Annotated in this window: 15 protein-coding genes; 13 read left to right on the plus strand and 2 right to left on the minus strand. The window is 54.7% G+C overall.

What is annotated here, in order from left to right:
* The first annotated feature begins 255 nt into the window (after window positions 1-255).
* The 6 genes from cspE to QOT07_RS08895 all read left to right on the plus strand — a co-directional run bounded on the left by cspE (window position 256) and on the right by QOT07_RS08895 (window position 4,509).
* Window positions 256-465, plus strand: a complete 210-nt coding sequence (gene cspE / locus QOT07_RS08870) for a transcription antiterminator/RNA stability regulator CspE (protein ID WP_085116076.1) — start codon at window positions 256-258, stop codon at window positions 463-465.
* 221 nt (window positions 466-686) lie between these two features.
* Window positions 687-908 (plus strand): cold-shock protein, encoded by a 222-nt coding sequence (locus tag QOT07_RS08875; protein ID WP_006320799.1) that lies wholly within the window; start codon window positions 687-689, stop codon window positions 906-908.
* Between the two features lie 109 nt (window positions 909-1,017).
* Entirely contained in the window at window positions 1,018-2,244 is a 1,227-nt protein-coding gene (locus tag QOT07_RS08880; protein WP_283602944.1) for a winged helix-turn-helix domain-containing protein, read from the plus strand.
* A 292-nt stretch (window positions 2,245-2,536) separates the two neighbouring features.
* Entirely contained in the window at window positions 2,537-2,719 is a 183-nt protein-coding gene (locus QOT07_RS08885) for a Trm112 family protein (RefSeq protein ID WP_006320791.1), read from the plus strand.
* Complete coding sequence (gene kdsB / locus QOT07_RS08890) at window positions 2,716-3,465, plus strand: 3-deoxy-manno-octulosonate cytidylyltransferase (protein ID WP_085116078.1); 750 nt, start codon at window positions 2,716-2,718, stop codon at window positions 3,463-3,465. Before QOT07_RS08885 ends, kdsB begins: the two co-directional genes overlap by 4 nt.
* Window positions 3,466-3,612: 147 nt before the next feature.
* Window positions 3,613-4,509: a YcbJ family phosphotransferase gene (locus QOT07_RS08895; protein WP_085116079.1), complete on the plus strand. Its 897-nt coding sequence runs from the start codon at window positions 3,613-3,615 to the stop codon at window positions 4,507-4,509.
* 5 nt (window positions 4,510-4,514) lie between these two features.
* Here the strand turns inward: QOT07_RS08895 and elyC are convergent, their stop codons facing one another.
* Window positions 4,515-5,288, minus strand: coding sequence for an envelope biogenesis factor ElyC (elyC, locus tag QOT07_RS08900; RefSeq protein ID WP_085116080.1), 774 nt, complete (start codon window positions 5,286-5,288; stop codon window positions 4,515-4,517).
* Window positions 5,289-5,438: 150 nt separating this feature from the next.
* Between elyC and cmoM the strand changes: the two genes are divergently transcribed.
* From cmoM to QOT07_RS08935, 7 genes are all read left to right on the plus strand, one after another.
* Window positions 5,439-6,224 (plus strand): tRNA uridine 5-oxyacetic acid(34) methyltransferase CmoM, encoded by a 786-nt coding sequence (cmoM, locus tag QOT07_RS08905; RefSeq protein ID WP_012006149.1) that lies wholly within the window; start codon window positions 5,439-5,441, stop codon window positions 6,222-6,224.
* Window positions 6,221-7,543, plus strand: a complete 1,323-nt coding sequence (mukF, locus tag QOT07_RS08910; RefSeq protein WP_099061735.1) for a chromosome partition protein MukF — start codon at window positions 6,221-6,223, stop codon at window positions 7,541-7,543. Before cmoM ends, mukF begins: the two co-directional genes overlap by 4 nt.
* Window positions 7,524-8,252: a chromosome partition protein MukE gene (mukE, locus tag QOT07_RS08915; protein ID WP_099061734.1), complete on the plus strand. Its 729-nt coding sequence runs from the start codon at window positions 7,524-7,526 to the stop codon at window positions 8,250-8,252. The genes mukF and mukE overlap by 20 nt, the downstream gene beginning before the upstream one ends.
* Window positions 8,249-12,697, plus strand: coding sequence for a chromosome partition protein MukB (gene mukB, locus QOT07_RS08920; protein ID WP_261415744.1), 4,449 nt, complete (start codon window positions 8,249-8,251; stop codon window positions 12,695-12,697). Before mukE ends, mukB begins: the two co-directional genes overlap by 4 nt.
* 223 nt (window positions 12,698-12,920) lie before the next feature.
* Complete coding sequence (gene ldtD, locus QOT07_RS08925) at window positions 12,921-14,762, plus strand: L,D-transpeptidase (protein WP_099061732.1); 1,842 nt, start codon at window positions 12,921-12,923, stop codon at window positions 14,760-14,762.
* Between the two features lie 181 nt (window positions 14,763-14,943).
* Window positions 14,944-15,492, plus strand: coding sequence for a peptidoglycan L,D-endopeptidase MepK (mepK, locus tag QOT07_RS08930; RefSeq protein ID WP_099061731.1), 549 nt, complete (start codon window positions 14,944-14,946; stop codon window positions 15,490-15,492).
* 66 nt (window positions 15,493-15,558) lie between these two features.
* Complete coding sequence (locus QOT07_RS08935; RefSeq protein ID WP_099061730.1) at window positions 15,559-16,206, plus strand: MBL fold metallo-hydrolase; 648 nt, start codon at window positions 15,559-15,561, stop codon at window positions 16,204-16,206.
* Between the two features lie 69 nt (window positions 16,207-16,275).
* Here the strand turns inward: QOT07_RS08935 and QOT07_RS08940 are convergent, their stop codons facing one another.
* Window positions 16,276-17,466 (minus strand): amino acid aminotransferase, encoded by a 1,191-nt coding sequence (locus tag QOT07_RS08940; protein WP_261426939.1) that lies wholly within the window; start codon window positions 17,464-17,466, stop codon window positions 16,276-16,278.
* Window positions 17,467-17,666 lie beyond the last annotated feature (200 nt).

A 17,666-nucleotide genomic window follows, 5' to 3' on the forward strand; every position in this document is an offset into this window, starting at 1 on the left:
AATGTGGCCTTATGATAAAAATAAGGCAATAAACCTCTTGTGCAAAAGATAGATTTATGAGTAAATGCAAGTCGGCCTGTGATACAGACCTATTTATGTTCGAGTTTAGAGTTAAGCAGTTCCTCCAAAAACGTTATCATCTGATTCCGCTTCAAAGACGAACCTTCTAAGTATCTCCCATAAGTAATGTTTCTAAGAACGGCCAAAATTGCCTTATGGCAGGTTTTGTATATATATTTAAAAGGTAAATGAGTAATGTCTAAGAAGACGGGTCAAGTGAAGTGGTTCAATGAAAGCAAAGGTTTTGGTTTTATTGAACAGAACGACGGTGGTAAAGATGTATTCGTACACTTCTCCGCAATCGCGACCGACGGTTTCAAAACTTTGGCTGAAGGCCAGCGTGTTGAGTACACCGTAGAAGACAGTCAGCGCGGGCCGGCTGCAGCTAACGTTGTTGCTCTGTAAATAAACAGGGAATAACGTAAAGAGATATTAATACAACCATGATGACGCATTTACGCTGATTCATTGCGGAAGATATTAATTTCAACAAGCCCGCCAGAGTGCGGGTTTTTTATTTTTTGCTCACGAGAGGTTTCTTACGAAAAACTTTAGGATGGGCTGGTAGCGTCCAACAATAATAAAAATGACGTTGTTAAGGATGCTCAAGTAAAAGGATATAAGTTATGTTTAAAAATACTGTGTTACAAATGGGCCGTGTGAAATGGTTTGATCAGGCTGCAGGCTATGGTTTTATTTCACCGGTTGATGGTAGCGACGAAATCTATGTAAGCCGTCGTTCTATCGCCAATACTAAAAATAAATCGTTAAACGAAGGTCAGAACGTTGAGTTCTCGATCTATCGCAGCTCCCACGGGCTGTCAGCGGCAGACGTTATCGCGTTCTGACCCACCCCTTCCTCGCCAGTGCCGGTGCCGCCACCCCAAGCACTGGCGAAGATAAATCTCCCGATATCCACTACTATCAAGCGATTGCTCAATCACTTCGGATGTCAGGATGAACACCCCAGTTATTTCTCTTACTGCCGCCCGTGCGCTTCACCTCGCCGCACAGGGGCTGCTATCCCCGATGAAACGCAAAGCCAAACCCGATGACGTGGTTGCCGCTATTGGGCGTATGGGTTTACTGCAAATCGATACTATCAGTGTGGTCGCACGCAGTCCCTATCTGGTGCTGTTCAGCCGCCTGGGTGACTACCAGCCTGAATGGCTGGAGCAGGCACTGGCGAGCCGCCGGTTGTTCGAGTACTGGGCGCACGAGGCCTGCTTTTTACCCATCGAAGATTTTGGCCTGCTGCGTCACCGAATGCTGCAGCCGCAAGGTATGGGCTGGAAGTATTCCGAAGCGTGGATGCAGGAACATCAGGTGGCAATAGACGCCCTGCTGCAACACATTGAAACCGGTGGGCCGGTACGCTCGGCGGATTTCAGCGCCGAGAAGAAGGGCAACAGCGGCTGGTGGGATTGGAAACCGGAAAAGCGCCATCTCGAAATCCTGTTCACCGCCGGCAAACTGATGGTAGCCGAACGGCGCAATTTCCATCGCGTTTACGACCTGACAGGAAGATTGTTACCCCACTGGGATGATAGCCGGCATGCGTTACCTGTCGAAGATGCACGACAGGAAATGCTTAGCCGCAGCTGCCGTTATCTTGGGATCTTCAGAGCCGAATGGTTGGCGGATTACTACCGTCTGAAGCGGGTGGCGCCGAAAGCGCTACTGACGTCGTTACAACAGCAGGGCGAAGTGCTACCCGTGCTGATCGAGGGTTTGGACGGGGAGTTTTATGTGCACCATTCGTTGTCGGCAGAGCTAAAGCTGGCAGAGCAAGGGGCGTTAAAATCCACCGTGACCACGTTGCTTTCTCCGTTCGATCCAGTGGTTTGGGATCGCCGTCGTGCGCTGGAGCTGTTCAATTTTGATTACCGGTTGGAATGTTACACGCCGAAAGAGAAACGGCAGTATGGCTACTTTACATTGCCGGTGTTGCAGCGCGGCGAACTGATTGGCCGTATTGATGCAAAAATGCATCGCCGACAGGGCATTTTCGAAATTATCAGCTTTCACCCACAGGCGAAGGTACGCTTCGGTAAACAACGGATGCAGGATATTCGGCAAGCAATAACCCGCAGTGCAAAATGGCATGGTGCCAAACAGGTTACTTTGGGTGATATTCCGGCGACACTGGCTATAGAGTGGGGCGCTGGCTGGGAAGTGGAATAACGAACGGCGTTGTCGGCTTGGGTAAAACGAATGTTCAGCGCCGCTCGTTACAATGGGGATGCCTTAGTTGCTGAAGTTGGCAAACAGGGCGATGATTTTGTGAAGACGTTTGATCATGTTAACTGTCTTTTTGTGATTTGCATCACAAAATTCTACGCCTGAGCCGGGGGCAATTCAATCCCCCTCGAAAGATTAAAATGCAGCGACAAAACAGCCGGTGATTAACCTGGCGCATAGCGTTATGCTATCCTCACGCACTTTCCTTACGTTAAATCTCCACCCTGGAGGAAGCATGGATCACCGTTTACTCGAAATCGTTGCCTGTCCGGTCTGCAACGGTAAGCTTTATTTCAATAAAGAAAACCAGGAGTTGGTCTGCAAAGTGGATGGTCTGGCCTATCCGCTGCGTGACGGCATTCCCGTCCTGTTGGAAAATGAAGCGCGAGCGCTGTCATTGGATGAGAAACACGCATGAGTTTTATCGCTATTATTCCAGCCCGTTATGCATCAACCCGTTTACCGGGTAAACCCCTGGCCGATATCCACGGTAAGCCCATGGTGGTGCACGTAATGGAGCGTGCGCGCGAGTCGGGGGCCAGCCGCGTTATCGTCGCGACCGATCATCCGGCGGTGGCCGAAGCGGTTAAAGCGGCAGGCGGTGAAGTCTGCATGACCCGGGCCGATCACAATTCCGGCACCGAGCGTTTGGCCGAGGTGATCGAGCACTATGGTTTCGCTGATGACGAAATCATCGTGAATGTCCAGGGTGACGAGCCATTGATCCCACCGGTGATTGTGCGCCAGGTGGCTGAAAATCTGGCGGGAAGTCAAGCCGGTATGGCCACCCTGGCGGTGCCGATCGAAAGCGCTGAAGAAGCCTTTAACCCCAATGCGGTCAAAGTGGTGATGGATGCGCAGGGTTATGCGCTCTATTTCTCGCGCGCCACAATCCCATGGGATCGTGAACGTTTTGCCCAATCCAAAGAAAACATCGGCGACAGCCTGTTGCGTCACATCGGCATTTACGCCTATCGCGCCGGTTTTGTGCGTCGTTACGTCACCTGGGCACCAAGCCAACTGGAGCAAATTGAGCTGCTGGAACAGTTGCGGGTGCTGTGGTACGGCGAAAAAATCCACGTGGCAGTGGCCAAGGCGATGCCGACGGTGGGTGTTGACACGCCGGAAGACTTGCAGCGCGTGCGCGACAGTATCCAAGGCTGAGCATTGAACGCCGGCGTGTTACACAACGCGCCGGCGATATGATTTCCCTTCTTATATCCCCGTTTTGTTGATCTGCGTTGAAGAATTTTTCTGCTCCCCGTTCGATGATGTCAGCGTCTCTTCCTTTCCTCTTGAGGCCATTTTCTTATGGAGCAGTTACGCGCCGAACTGAGTATTGTGCTGGGTGAGTCCATCAGCCGGCTGGAACGCGTCAGCGAACAACCTTATGCGCACATGTATTCACTGTATGACCAACAGGGCCATGCTATTCCCCTGATGGCAAAAAGTTTTGTCTGTCAGGGCATTGCCCAGCAGGAGGCTTACAAACTGTCGATGCTGTCGCGTGAAGGAGATATTCGCCTGCCGACGGTATATGGCGTGGTCTATACCCACCAGGCTCCCTATAAAGAGATCTTGTTGATCGAACGTTTACGGGGTGTGTCGGTGGAAGCGCCGACGCGTACGCCGAACCGCTGGAATACCCTGATGGAGCAGATTGTCGATGGCGTATTGGCCTGGCACCGCATTGACAGCCACGGCTGTGTGGGCACGGTAGACAGTACTCAGGAGAACGACTGGTTCTGTTGGTATCAACAGCGGGTCGAAGTGCTGTGGTCAACGCTGAGTAATCTCAACTCGCCGCAGCTGACGATGGCGGATCGCCGTTTGTTGTACCGCACGCGTGAAGCCCTGACCCATTTTTTTGTCGGTTTCGACGATCCCTGCGTGCTGGTTCACGGCAACTTGTCATTGCGCAGCATGCTGAAAGATCCGAAAAGCGATCAACTGCTGGCGATGCTCAACCCGGGAATGATGCTGTGGGCACCGCGTGAATATGAGCTTTTCAGGCTGTGTGAGGCGGGAATGCCGAGCCAGTTGCTGTTCTATTATTTGCAACGGGCACCGGTAGCGGAATCTTTCCTGATGCGGCGTTGGTTGTATGTGGTGTGGGAAGCGGTAGGGCGGTTGATTCATACCGGCAAACTGGAGCGGCAGCCGTTTGACTATGCGTCCAAACAACTGCTGCCCTGGCTTGCCGGTTAACCCGGTTAGTCGACAGAAACCTCATCGGCACCTTTCAGCCATTGCCACAGGCTGCCCAGCGTTTCATACCAGGCGCGTTCGCTGTGGCCAAGGAACATGGCAGACGGCACCACGCGATCCCAGATATTCAACCGCGAACTGATGGCCAACTGATTGGCCGGTGCCGGGATCGGGTGCAGCCCCTTGGCTTCAAAGAAGCGCATGGCCCGCGGCAAATGGTTGGCTGAAGTCACCAGAATAAACGGCTGCTGGCCGACCAGCTTCGACACCTGCAATGCCTCCTGCTCGGTATCCATCGGGCGATCCAACAGGACAATGTCACTGCCTGGTACTCCCAGACTTTCCGCCACCCGCGCCGCCGTTGCCGCGTTACTTAGCGTTTTCGGGCCTCCGGCACCGGTGAACACCATTTTCGCCCCAGGGTGAGCGAGATATAAGCGCACGCCTTCCGTGACTCGTGGCAGACTATTGCCGATCAAGTTGGAACTTGGCGCCCAATCCGGATTAAAGGTGTAGCCGCCACCCAGCACCACGATATAATTCACCGGGTCATTGCCACGATAGGTGACATACTCAGATTCGATGGGACGCAGCAACCTGTCGGCCACTGGTTGCAGGCTGAAAAGCAGTAAAAACAGCCAGCTCAGCGTGAAAATGACCTTGCCGCTTTTTTGCCAACGGGTGAACCACAGCAGTAACAGCGCCAGTCCCATCAGTAGCAACATCGCAGGTAACGGCATTAAAATAGCGCCAATGAACTTTTTCAGGTTAAACAGCATCAAAAATCAGGTCCTTTTGGGCGAAAAAACGACATCCGGGCACAATCAGGCCGCAAGAAGATTCATTCTAAGCCAGTCTGTGCCAAAATAGCAGGTTTGAATGGGCTGGCACTTTGCCCCAGCCGGATAAGATCAGCGGAGCCGTTGTCCATGCAGGATCGCAATTTTGACGATATTGCTGAAAAGTTTGCGCGTAATATTTACGGCACCACCAAAGGGAAAATCCGCCAGGCTGTGGTTTGGCAGGATCTGACCACGCTGTTGGCCCAGTTGCCGCAGCGGCCGCTGCGCATTCTGGATGCCGGCGGCGGCGAAGGCCATATGGCCTGCCAATTGGCAGAATTAGGACATCAGGTGTTGTTGTGCGATCTTTCTGGTGAGATGATCCAACGCGCCGCGTTGCTGGCAGAGCAGAAAGGTGTGAGCCAGAACATGCAATTCATACAAAGTTCAGCACAGGACATTGGTCAACACTTGGAACAGCCGGTTGATCTGATATTGTTCCATGCAGTGCTTGAATGGATCGCCGAACCTGAGGCCGCGCTGCAGGCGTTATTTAACTGTTTGCTGCCGGGTGGCGCACTGTCATTGATGTTCTTTAACGCCAATGGCCTCTTGATGCGTAACGTGGTGTTGGGTAATTTCCAACTGGTGAACCCAGAGGTCAGAAGGCGCAGAAAGCGTTCGTTGTCGCCGCAGTATCCACATAGCCCGCCGCAGGTGTATGGCTGGTTGGAGCAACTGGGCATGCGCATCAGCGGAAAAACCGGCGTGCGGGTGTTCCACGATTATCTGCAGAGCAGGCAGCTACAGACACAAAAATTTGAAGAGTTACTGGCGCTTGAACAGCACTATTGCCGGCAGGAGCCGTACGTGAGTTTGGGGCGCTATATTCACGTCATGGCGCATAAACCAAACCTGAAGGACGAACTATGAGTGAATTTTCCCAGACAGTACCCGAACTGGTCGCCTGGGCACGGAAAAATGATTTCTCTATTTCGCTCCCTACGGAGCGTCTCGCGTTTTTGCTCGCTATCGCCACGTTAAACGGCGAGCGGCTGGACGGCGAGATGAGCGAAGGTGAGCTGGTTGATGCATTTCGCCATGTCAGCAAGGGTTTCGAACAGACGCATGAAACGGTGGCCGTCCGCGCCAACAATGCGATTAATGACATGGTGCGCCAGCGCCTGTTAAACCGTTTTATCAGCGAACTGGCGGACGGTAACGCGATTTACCGTCTGACGCCGCTGGGCATCGGTATCACCGATTACTATATCCGTCAGCGCGAATTCTCCACGCTGCGTCTGTCGATGCAGTTGTCGATCGTGGCGCAGGAGCTCAAGCGTGCTGCCGACGCTGCCGATGAAGGCGGTGATGATTTCCACTGGCACCGTAACGTGTTTGCACCGCTGAAATATTCGGTGGCGGAAATCTTCGACAGTATCGATTTGACCCAGCGGATTATGGATGAACAACAGCAAGGCGTGAAGGACGACATCGCCGCATTGCTGAACAAAGACTGGCGTGCGGCGATCTCCAGCTGTGAGATGCTGCTGTCCGAAACTTCGGGCACCCTGCGTGAGTTGCAGGATACGCTGGAGGCGGCGGGCGATAAACTGCAGGCCAACCTGCTGCGTATTCAGGATGCCACGCTGGGTGGGGCAGAACTGGGCTTCGTCGACAAGCTGGTGTTTGATCTGCAAAGCAAGCTCGACCGCATTATCAGTTGGGGCCAGCAGGCGATTGACCTGTGGATTGGCTACGACCGTCACGTGCATAAATTTATCCGTACCGCGATCGACATGGACAAAAACCGGGTGTTTGCCCAGCGTTTGCGTCAGTCGGTGCAAAACTATTTCGACAATCCATGGACACTGACCCATGCCAACGCCGACCGTCTGCTGGATATGCGAGACGAAGAACTGGCGCTGCGCAGTGAGGAAGTGACCGGGGAACTGCCGCCGGATCTGGAGTTCGAAGAGTTCAGCGAAATCCGTGAACAGCTGGCATTGATGATCGAACAGGCACTGAAGATTTATCAGGAACAACAGATGCCGCTCAACTTAGGGGCGGTAATGCGCGATTATCTGGCGCAATATCCGCGTGCTCGTCATTTCGACGTGGCACGTTTAGTGGTCGACCAGGCAGTGCGCCTTGGTGTGGCTGAAGCAGATTTTTCAGGGTTGCCGGCACAATGGCAGGCAATCAATGATTACGGAGCCAAGGTCCAGGCCCATGTCATCGACAAATATTGAACAAGTAATGCCAGTCAAGCTGGCCAAGGCATTGTCTAACGCGCTGTTCCCGGCGCTGGACAGCCAACTGCGTGCGGGTCGCCACATCGGTATCGATGAGCTGGACAACCACGCTTTCTTAATGGACTTCCAGGATGAACTGGAAGAATTTTACACCCGCTACAGCGTAGAGCTAATCCGCGCGCCGGAAGGTTTTTTCTACCTGCGCCCGCGCTCTACCACGCTGATCCCGCGTTCGGTGCTGTCTGAACTGGACATGATGGTGGGGAAAATCCTGTGCTATCTGTACCTCAGTCCAGAGCGTCTGGCCCACGAAGGGATCTTCAGCCAACAGGAGCTGTATGACGAGCTGCTGAGCCTGGCGGACGAGAGCAAATTGCTGAAGTTCGTTAATCAGCGTTCTACCGGCTCGGATCTCGATCGTCAGAAGCTGCACGAAAAAGTGCGTACTTCACTGAACCGTCTGCGTCGTTTGGGCATGGTCTACTTCATGGGCAACGACAGCAGCAAGTTCCGTATCACCGAGGCGGTGTTCCGCTTTGGCGCCGACGTGCGCAGCGGTGACGACCCGCGTGAAGCGCAGTTGCGTATGATCCGCGACGGCGAAGCAATGCCGGTTGAAAACAGCCTGTTGCTGAATGATGAGAGCGATGCAGAAGATTCGCCGCTTGATACCACACCGGACAGTGCAGAGGATGAACAGGAATGATTGAACGCGGTAAATTTCGCTCGCTGACACTGGTTAACTGGAACGGCTTCTTTGCCCGCACCTTTGATCTGGATGAGCTGGTGACCACGCTGTCCGGCGGTAACGGGGCAGGGAAATCCACCACCATGGCGGCCTTCGTCACTGCGTTGATCCCCGATTTGACGCTGCTGCACTTTCGTAACACTACTGAAGCCGGTGCCACCAGTGGCTCGCGCGACAAGGGCCTGCACGGTAAGCTTCGCGCCGGGGTGTGTTATTCGACTCTCGACGTGCTCAACTCGCGTCACCAGCGTGTGGTGGTGGGTGTCCGTCTGCAGCAGGTCGCCGGCCGTGACCGCAAGGTGGACATCAAGCCGTTCGTTATTCAGGGCCTGCCGACCGCAGTGCAGCCGACGGAGCTTTTGACCCAAACGGTGGGTGAGCGCCAGGCACGTGTATTGTCGCTGCAAGAACTGAAAGATCGCGTTGAAGAGATGGAAGGGGTGCAGTTCAAGCAGTTTAACTCCATTACCGATTACCACTCATTAATGTTCGATCTGGGCGTGATCCCAAAACGCCTGCGTTCATCGTCCGATCGCAGCAAGTTCTACCGCCTGATCGAAGCCTCACTGTACGGCGGTATCTCCAGCGCCATCACCCGCTCCTTGCGTGACTACCTGTTGCCGGAAAACAGCGGCGTGCGCAAGGCATTCCAGGATATGGAAGCGGCGCTGCGTGAAAACCGCATGACGCTGGAAGCGATCCGCGTTACCCAATCCGACCGTGACCTGTTCAAACACCTGATTTCCGAGGCCACCTCTTACGTGGCGGCGGACTACATGCGCCATGCCAATGAGCGACGCATTCATTTGGACGGGGCACTGGCACTGCGCAACGATCTGCTGGGTAGCCGCAAACAGTTGGCTGCCGAGCAATACCGCCATGTAGAAATGGCGCGTGAGCTGGCGGAGCAGAGTGGGGCGGAATCCGATCTGGAAACCGACTATCAGGCCGCCAGCGATCACCTGAATCTGGTTCAGACGGCGATGCGCCAGCAGGAAAAGATCGAGCGCTATGAAGGCGATCTGGAAGAGCTGACCTACCGACTGGAAGAACAGAATGAAGTGGTTGCGGAGGCCAGTGAACAGCAGGCCGAAAACGAAGCACGCGCCGAAGCGGCCGAACTGGAAGTGGATGAGCTGAAAAGCCAGCTTGCCGACTACCAGCAAGCGCTCGACGTGCAGCAAACCCGTGCCATTCAATATCAGCAGGCGTTGCAAGCATTGGAACGTGCGCGTGCGCTGTGCCAACTGCCGGAACTGACTGCCGAAAATGCCGAGCATTGGCTGGATACATTCCAGGCGCGTGAGCAGGAAGCGACCGAAGCTTTGCTGATGCTGGAACAAAAACTGAGCGTGGCCGATGCCGCGCACGGTCAGTTTGAACAGGCTTATCAGCTGGTGGGTAAAATCGCCGGTCAGGTCAGCCGCAGTGAAGCCTGGCAGTGTGCGCGCGAATTGCTGCGTGACTGGCCATCACAGCAACACCTTGCCGAGCGCGTGCAGCCTTTGCGTATGCGCCTGAGCGAGCTGGAACAGCGCCTGCGCTCCCAGCAGGATGCCGAGCGTCTGCTGCAGGAGTTCTGCAAACGCCACGGCCAGCAGTATCAGCCGGATGAACTCGATGCCCTGCAACAAGAGCTGGAAGAGCGTCTGGAATCGCTGTCACAAAGCGTCAGCGATGCCGGCGAGCGTCGGATGGAAATGCGCCAGGAACTGGAGCAAATTCAGCAACGCATCCGCGAACTGACCTCCCGTGCCCCTGTCTGGTTGGCAGCGCAGGATTCGCTGAGCCAGCTTGGTGAGCAAAGCGGTGAAGCGCTTGAAAGCAGCCAGCAGGTGACTGAGTACATGCAGCAACTGCTGGAGCGCGAACGTGAAACTACCGTTGAGCGTGACGAAGTGGCTGCCGGTAAACGTGCCGTGGAAGCGCAAATCGAACGTCTCAGCCAGCCTGGGGGTGCCGAAGATCAGCGCCTGGTCACGCTGGCCGAACGTTTTGGTGGCGTGCTGCTGTCCGAAATCTACGATGACGTCACTATCGACGATGCGCCGTACTTCTCCGCCCTGTACGGCCCGTCGCGCCACGCGATTGTGGTGCCGGACCTGTCGTTGGTGCGCGAGATGCTGGAAGGTCTGGAAGACTGCCCGGAAGATCTCTATCTGATTGAGGGGGATCCGCAGTCGTTCGATGACAGCGTATTCGCCGTCGAAGAACAAGACCGGGCGGTGTTGGTCAAAACCGCTGAGCGCCAGTGGCGTTACTCGCGCTATCCGGCAGTGCCTTTGTTTGGTCGTGCCGCGCGTGAGAACCGCCTGGAAATACTGCATGCCGAGCGGGAAAAGCTGGCAGAACGTTATGCCACGCTGTCGTTCGACGTGCAGAAAACCCAGCGTTCGCATCAGGCCTTCAGCCGCTTTATCGGCAACCATCTGGCAGTAGCGTTTGACGCCGATCCAGAAGCCGAAATCCGTGGCCTCAATACCCGCCGCGGTGAAATCGAACGTGCTCTGAATAACCATGAAGCGCAGAACCAGCAGCAGCGTCAGCAGTACGATCAGGCGAAAGAGGGCATCTCTGCGCTGAACCGCCTGATGCCGCTGGTTTCATTGTTAAACGATGAAACCCTGCAGGATCGCGTGGAAGAAATCCGTGAGGAGCTGGAGGAGGCGCAGGATGCCGCGCGTCATATTCAGCAGCACGGCGTTTCCCTGACCAAACTTGAGCCGCTGTTGTCGGTGCTGCAGAGTGATCCGCAGCAACATGAGCAGCTGCAACAGGATTACTCTCAGGCGCAGAGCGTGCAGCGTCAGGCTAAACAGCAGGCGTTTGCCCTGATTGAAGTGGTGCAACGTCGTGCTCACTTCAGCTATACCGATTCCGCCGGCATGCAAAATGCCAATAACGATCTGAACGACAAGCTGCGCCAGCGTCTGGAGCATGCGGAAGCGGAACGTACCCGTGCCCGCGAGCAACTGCGCCAGTATCAAACCCAGTTTACCCAGTACAGTCAGGTGTTGGCATCGCTGAAAAGTTCGTATGACGCCAAGCGCGACATGCTGAAAGAACTGAGCCAGGAACTGGTAGACATCGGCGTACAGGCGGATGCCAATGCCGAAGCCCGCGCGCGTACTCGTCGTGATGAATTGCATGCGGGTCTGAGCACCAATCGCGCACGCCGTAACCAGTTGGAAAAACAGCTGACCTTCTGCGAAGCGGAAATGGACGGCCTGCAGAAGAAACTGCGCAAGCTGGAACGTGATTATTATCAGCTGCGTGAGCAGGTGGTTACCGCCAAAGCGGGCTGGTGCGCAGTGATGCGCCTGGTGAAAGACAACGGGGTTGAGCGTCGTCTGCATCGCCGTGAGCTGGCCTATATGGACGGTGATGAACTGCGCTCAATGTCGGATAAGGCGCTCGGTGCGTTGCGTCTGGCGGTATCGGATAACGAACACCTGCGCGACGTACTGCGCCTGTCGGAAGATCCGAAGCGTCCGGAACGCAAGATCCAGTTCTATATTGCGGTCTATCAGCATCTGCGTGAGCGTATTCGTCAGGATATCATTCGCACCGATGACCCGGTTGAGGCCATCGAACAGATGGAGATCGAACTGGGCCGTCTGACCGAAGAGCTGACTGCGCGTGAGCAGAAGCTGGCGATCAGTTCCAAGAGCGTGGCGAACATCATTCGCAAAACCATCCAGCGCGAACAGAACCGTATCCGCATGCTCAACCAGGGCCTGCAGGCGGTTTCCTTCGGTCAGGTGAAGAGCGTGCGATTGAACGTCAACGTACGTGAAGCGCATGCGACTCTGTTGGACGTGCTCTCCGAGCAGCAGGAACAACATCAGGATCTGTTCAACAGCAACCGACTGACCTTCTCAGAGGCTCTGGCCAAGCTGTATCAGCGCCTGAACCCGCAGATTGATATGGGGCAACGCACGCCACAGACCATCGGCGAAGAGTTGCTGGATTACCGTAACTACCTGGAGCTGGAAGTGGAAGTCTTCCGCGGCTCTGACGGTTGGTTGCGTGCCGAGAGTGGCGCGCTGTCTACCGGGGAAGCGATCGGTACCGGGATGTCGATTCTGGTGATGGTGGTGCAGAGCTGGGAAGAAGAGTCGCGCCGTCTGCGCGGCAAAGATATCTCCCCATGCCGTCTGTTGTTCCTTGATGAAGCGGCGCGACTGGATGCCAAATCCATCGCCACGCTGTTCGAGCTGTGTGATCGTCTGGAAATGCAGCTGATCATCGCGGCACCGGAAAATATCAGTCCGGAAAAAGGCACGACTTATAAGCTGGTACGTAAGGTGTTCCAGAACCATGAACACGTACACGTCGTGGGCCTGCGTGGTTTCGCTAACGAACCCCCGGTACTGGGGATTACGGCGGCAGAAACACCTTAAAGGTGAAAAAAGCCCGCTAATAATCTGAAAATAGCCGCCCTGGGGTGGCTATTTTTTTGTGCGAGTGGATGATAGTCGTGCTTTTTTCTGCGCGGGAAACCGAGTAGCCTGATGAAATACAGTTATTCATAAGTGCCAAAAGGCAAAATGGCTTTTCTGTTCGTATACTGAAACTAATAAGCTGTCTTGGTTATATTTTTTGTGAGCATACAGGGGGCAATGGATGTTGCTTAGAAATGGAAACACTGTACGGCGGCTGGCGTTAAGTTGCGCAATCGCATGTGGTCTTGCGTCGTCGTTACCCGTATGGGCAACCGTTCCTGCGTTTCCGGTAGCGTCATCCGGCATGTCAGTGGCGCAAAGCCGTTCGGAAATACTGGCGGCCTTGCCGAAGGGTATCACACCGAATTACCTTTCGACGCTGGCTCCTTTGTACGCGGCGAACCGTATGCAATTGATGTGGCAAGATCGCGACGCGGTTCAGCAATTCCAGCAGCAACTGGCCGAATTGGCGATGTCCGGCGTACAGCCACAGTTCACCCAATGGGTGAAATTGCTGACCAATCCGGCGATTACCGACGTGGCGCGTGATGTGGTGCTGTCTGATGCGATGCTGGGATATTTACAGTTCGTTTCGTCCATCGGAGCCAACGGTAATAATTGGTTGTACAGCAATATTCCTTACAAGCTCGGCTTGCCGCCGAATACGGTGATTAACCAGTGGCAGTTGGCGGTGCGTCAGGGCAAAACTCTGGCTTATGTCAACACGTTGGCACCGCAGCACCCGCAGTACGCCAAGATGCATCAGGCTCTGCGGGACATGCTGGCCGACGGCCATCCGTGGCCGCAGATGGCCAATGGCCCTAGCCTGCGTCCAGATCAACTGAGTGATGACATTCCGGCCTTACGCGAGATCCTGGCGCGTAACGGCATGCTGTCCACTGCGACGGCACCGGTGGAAGCACAGGATCCCCCTGCGGTATTGACCGGCTCGCGCAATGAGCCCGACGATGGCGGCCTGTCGGTCGATGAAGAAAAAAGTCGTGAGAGCCAGAGTGTCGTAGTCAGTCCGGCCGCCGCGCCGGTGAAAGATCTGGCTCCTTCACCGCAATCGCCATTTTCGCAGCAGCCGGAAAACCCGGTTACCGTCATCGATAATCGTTATACCCCCGATCTGGTGGAGGGGGTTAAGCGCTTCCAGCAATGGCAGGGGCTGAGCGCAGACGGGGTGATCGGCGTGCGCACTCGCGAATGGCTCAACGTGACGCCGCAAATGCGTGCCTCGCTGTTGGCGCTGAATATTCAGCGTTTACGTATTCTGCCCGGCCATGTCGATACCGGCATTATGGTTAACATTCCCAACTACTCATTGACCTACTATCAGAACGGTAATGAGGTGCTTTCCTCGCGGGTGATTGTCGGTCGACCTAGTCGCAAGACGCCGTTGATGAGTAGTGCTCTGAACAATGTGGTGGTGAATCCTCCGTGGAACGTGCCGACCACGCTGGTGCGCGAAGATATCGTGCCGAAGGCGATGCGTGACGGCAGCTACTTCCAGAAGCATGGCTATACCGTACTTTCCGGCTGGAGCAACGATGCCGAAGTGATCAATCCGGCGATGATCGACTGGAACATGGTCTCTGCCCGTAATTTCCCGTACCGGATCCGCCAGGCACCGGGCGCTACCAACTCGCTGGGGCGTTTTAAGTTCAACATGCCGAGTTCGGACGCTATCTATCTGCACGATACGCCTAACCATAATCTGTTCCAGAAGGACATTCGTGCACTAAGCTCCGGCTGCGTGCGAGTCAACAAGGCATCGGATTTGGCGAATATGCTATTGCAGGATGCCGGTTGGAATAACACCCGCGTTTCGTCCACCCTTAAACAAGGGAATACCACCTTCGTCAATATCCGCCAGCATATTCCGGTTAAATTGTATTATTTAACCGCCTGGGTCTCTGATGATGGAAAGCCACAATTCCGTACAGATATTTACAATTATGATGATACGGTGAGATCGGGTGCACAAATTTTGGCTCAGGCCGAAAAATTAATGCAATAAATGCAGTAATTATAAATAAATAACGGTCTGAATATCGGGCCATGATGCAGGCACTCATTACGTGAGTGCCTGCAAACCGCGGGACATCACGGGTTGACTCAGCCAGTGTGGGCGGTTATGGTTCGGGCAGTGCGCTGTTTTGTGCATATATTTTGATATTCTTGCCGGGTTTAACAGAAACATGGACAAAATTGATCATCATCGCCGTAAATGGCTGGCGTTAGGTAGCGCCGCTGTGGGCATAGCGCTGCTCCCTGGGCAAGCCTTTGCCAGTCTTTCTACTTCACGCCCTCGTATTCTGGTTGTAAATAACATGCATACGGGCGAATCGTTGAAAGCCGAATTCTTCGACGGTAAGGGATATAATAAAGACGAGTTAGTCCGTCTTAATCATCTCTTCCGTGATTATCGCGCCAATAAGATTAAGTCGATTGACCCTCGTCTGTTTGATCATCTCTATCGCTTGCAAGGCCTGTTGGGTACCAACAAGCCGGTACAGTTGGTTTCAGGCTACCGCTCGCTGGATACCAACAATGAGCTGCGTGGACGCAGTCGCGGTGTGGCCAAGCACAGCTACCACACCAAGGGCCAGGCGATGGACTTCCATATTGAAGGCATCCAGTTGAGTAATATCCGCAAAGCGGCGTTAAAAATGAGCGCCGGTGGTGTAGGATATTACCCACGTAGCAACTTTGTACACATCGATACCGGCCCGGTGCGGACCTGGTAATCGCTGTGCACCATGAGTGAGTAGCGCCAGCCCGTCAGGGTATGGCGCTGTTGTCGTTGGAGCCTTATGAAATACCATATTATTCCCGTTACCGCTTTCAGTCAGAACTGCAGCCTGATCTGGTGTGAGAGCACCCAGCAGGCGGCGTTGGTCGATCCCGGCGGTGAGCCTGAAAAACTGAAGGCCGAAATAGCCAGACAGGGCGTGACGGTTACGCAGATCCTGCTGACCCATGGTCATCTCGATCATGTTGGCGCAGCGGCTGAGCTGGCAGAGCATTATCAGGTGCCGATCTACGGCCCGGATAAGAGAGATGCTTTCTGGCTGGACGGCTTGCCTGCGCAGAGCCGCATGTTTGGACTGGAAGAGTGCGCACCGCTGACGCCAACCCAGTGGCTGGAAGAAGGGGATAGCGTGCAGGTGGGCGAGATGACGCTCAAGGTGCTGCATTGCCCGGGCCATACTCCTGGCCATATCGTCTTTATTAACGAACAGGCGAGATTGGCGCTGGTGGGTGACGTGCTGTTTAACGGTGGCGTTGGGCGCAGTGATTTCCCACAAGGTGATCACCAGGCGTTAATCAACTCGATCCGTACCAAGTTATTACCGCAGGGTGATGACATGGCGTTCATTCCAGGCCATGGGCCGATGTCTACCTTCGGTCAGGAACGTGAAACCAACCCGTTCCTGCGTGAAGAGCCGGCCATCTGGTAAGGTTATTTCCGGCAGAAATAACTAAGGGGCGCATTGAGCGCCCCTTTTGCTACGTGTCGCGTGCCGGTTTTACAGCACGGCGACGATGGCTTCGCACAACGGCGCCATATTGTCCGGCGTCATGCCGGCAACGTTAACGCGGCCAGAGTTAACGGCGTAGACGCCAAACTCATCACGCAGGCGCAGCACCTGTTCTTTGGTCAGCCCGCTGAACGAGAACATGCCGTTCTGATTGATGATAAAGCTGAAGTCCTGCTCAGCACCTTTCTCCTGCAGGGTATTCACGAACAGCTGACGCATGCGGTGAATGCGTTGACGCATGTCGGTCAGTTCCTGCTCCCACAGCGCACGTAGTGCGTCGTCACCCAGGATGGTCGCTACAACGGCAGCGCCGTGTGACGGTGGGTTGGAGTAGTTGGCGCGAATGGCGGCTTTAACCTGGCTGAAGGCGCGATCGGCGGTCTCTGCATCCGCGGCAACCACAGTACAGGCACCTACACGTTCGTTGTATAGACCGAAGTTCTTCGAGTAAGAGCTGGCAACGATCAGTTCCTGGTGTTTGGCGGCAAAAATACGCAGGCCCTGAGCATCTTCTTCCAGTCCTTTCGCGAAACCCTGGTAAGCAAAGTCAAACAGCGGCAACCAGCCGTTAGCCACAGACAGCTCGGCCAACTGGGCCCATTGCTCCGCCGTTGGGTCAATACCGGTTGGGTTATGGCAGCAGCCGTGGAACAGTACCACATCGCCTGCCTGAGCCTGTTTCAGGCTGTTCAGCAGGCCATCGAAGTCCAGCGCATGATTGGCCGCGTCGTAGTAGTCATATTCCAGCACTTCCAGACCGACAGCCCCGAACACGTTGTTGTGGTTCGGCCAGCTTGGGTTGCTGATCCAGATGCGTTTTGCGCTGGTCTGGTTGGCGATGAAGTCAGCTGCTACACGCAGAGCGCCGGTGCCACCAGGAGTTTGTGCGGTGCGCGCACGCTTGTCGGCGATGATTGGGCTTTGTTTGCCGAACAGCAACTCTTGCGTGCAGTTGGCGAACGCCGGGATGCCTTCAATGCCGAGATAGTTTTTGGTGGTTTCATTTTCCAGCAGATACTGCTCAGCTTTTTTAACGCTGGTCAGCACCGGAGTCTTACCGGTTTCATCTTTATAAACCCCAATCCCCAGGTTGATTTTGTTAGGGCGGGCGTCAGCGCGGAAAATGTCGGTCAGACCCAGGATCGGATCGGCAGGTGCAGCAGTGATTTTTTCAAACATGTCAGGTGCTTCCATGGCTCGGAGTTAAGCAGACAGAAGCATCAGGGTAGCGCCAGTTATGCCCTTTGCCAACCGTTTGCGAGAAAAACACCTCGATCTTGTGAAGGACGCATATTCAGCATAAAAAATGAGGGAGAAGGGGGGATTGGCAGGATAAAAATTCAGGAGAATGCAAAAACAAAAACAGGGCCGAAGCCCTG

Source organism: Serratia proteamaculans (genome assembly GCF_949794035.1).
Taxonomy (GTDB): Bacteria; Pseudomonadota; Gammaproteobacteria; order Enterobacterales; family Enterobacteriaceae; genus Serratia; species Serratia proteamaculans.

Coding starts and splice junctions, on each gene's coding strand:
- cmoM (WP_012006149.1), top strand. CDS start 5,439: ATGCAGGATCGCAATTTTGACGATATTGCTGAAAAGTTTGCGCGTAAT.
- kdsB (WP_085116078.1), top strand. CDS start 2,716: ATGAGTTTTATCGCTATTATTCCAGCCCGTTATGCATCAACCCGTTTA.
- elyC (WP_085116080.1), bottom strand. CDS start 5,288: ATGCTGTTTAACCTGAAAAAGTTCATTGGCGCTATTTTAATGCCGTTA.
- QOT07_RS08940 (WP_261426939.1), bottom strand. CDS start 17,466: ATGTTTGAAAAAATCACTGCTGCACCTGCCGATCCGATCCTGGGTCTG.
- QOT07_RS08880 (WP_283602944.1), top strand. CDS start 1,018: ATGAACACCCCAGTTATTTCTCTTACTGCCGCCCGTGCGCTTCACCTC.
- mepK (WP_099061731.1), top strand. CDS start 14,944: ATGGACAAAATTGATCATCATCGCCGTAAATGGCTGGCGTTAGGTAGC.
- mukF (WP_099061735.1), top strand. CDS start 6,221: ATGAGTGAATTTTCCCAGACAGTACCCGAACTGGTCGCCTGGGCACGG.
- QOT07_RS08875 (WP_006320799.1), top strand. CDS start 687: ATGTTTAAAAATACTGTGTTACAAATGGGCCGTGTGAAATGGTTTGAT.
- ldtD (WP_099061732.1), top strand. CDS start 12,921: ATGTTGCTTAGAAATGGAAACACTGTACGGCGGCTGGCGTTAAGTTGC.
- cspE (WP_085116076.1), top strand. CDS start 256: ATGTCTAAGAAGACGGGTCAAGTGAAGTGGTTCAATGAAAGCAAAGGT.
- QOT07_RS08895 (WP_085116079.1), top strand. CDS start 3,613: ATGGAGCAGTTACGCGCCGAACTGAGTATTGTGCTGGGTGAGTCCATC.
- QOT07_RS08935 (WP_099061730.1), top strand. CDS start 15,559: ATGAAATACCATATTATTCCCGTTACCGCTTTCAGTCAGAACTGCAGC.
- mukE (WP_099061734.1), top strand. CDS start 7,524: ATGTCATCGACAAATATTGAACAAGTAATGCCAGTCAAGCTGGCCAAG.
- QOT07_RS08885 (WP_006320791.1), top strand. CDS start 2,537: ATGGATCACCGTTTACTCGAAATCGTTGCCTGTCCGGTCTGCAACGGT.
- mukB (WP_261415744.1), top strand. CDS start 8,249: ATGATTGAACGCGGTAAATTTCGCTCGCTGACACTGGTTAACTGGAAC.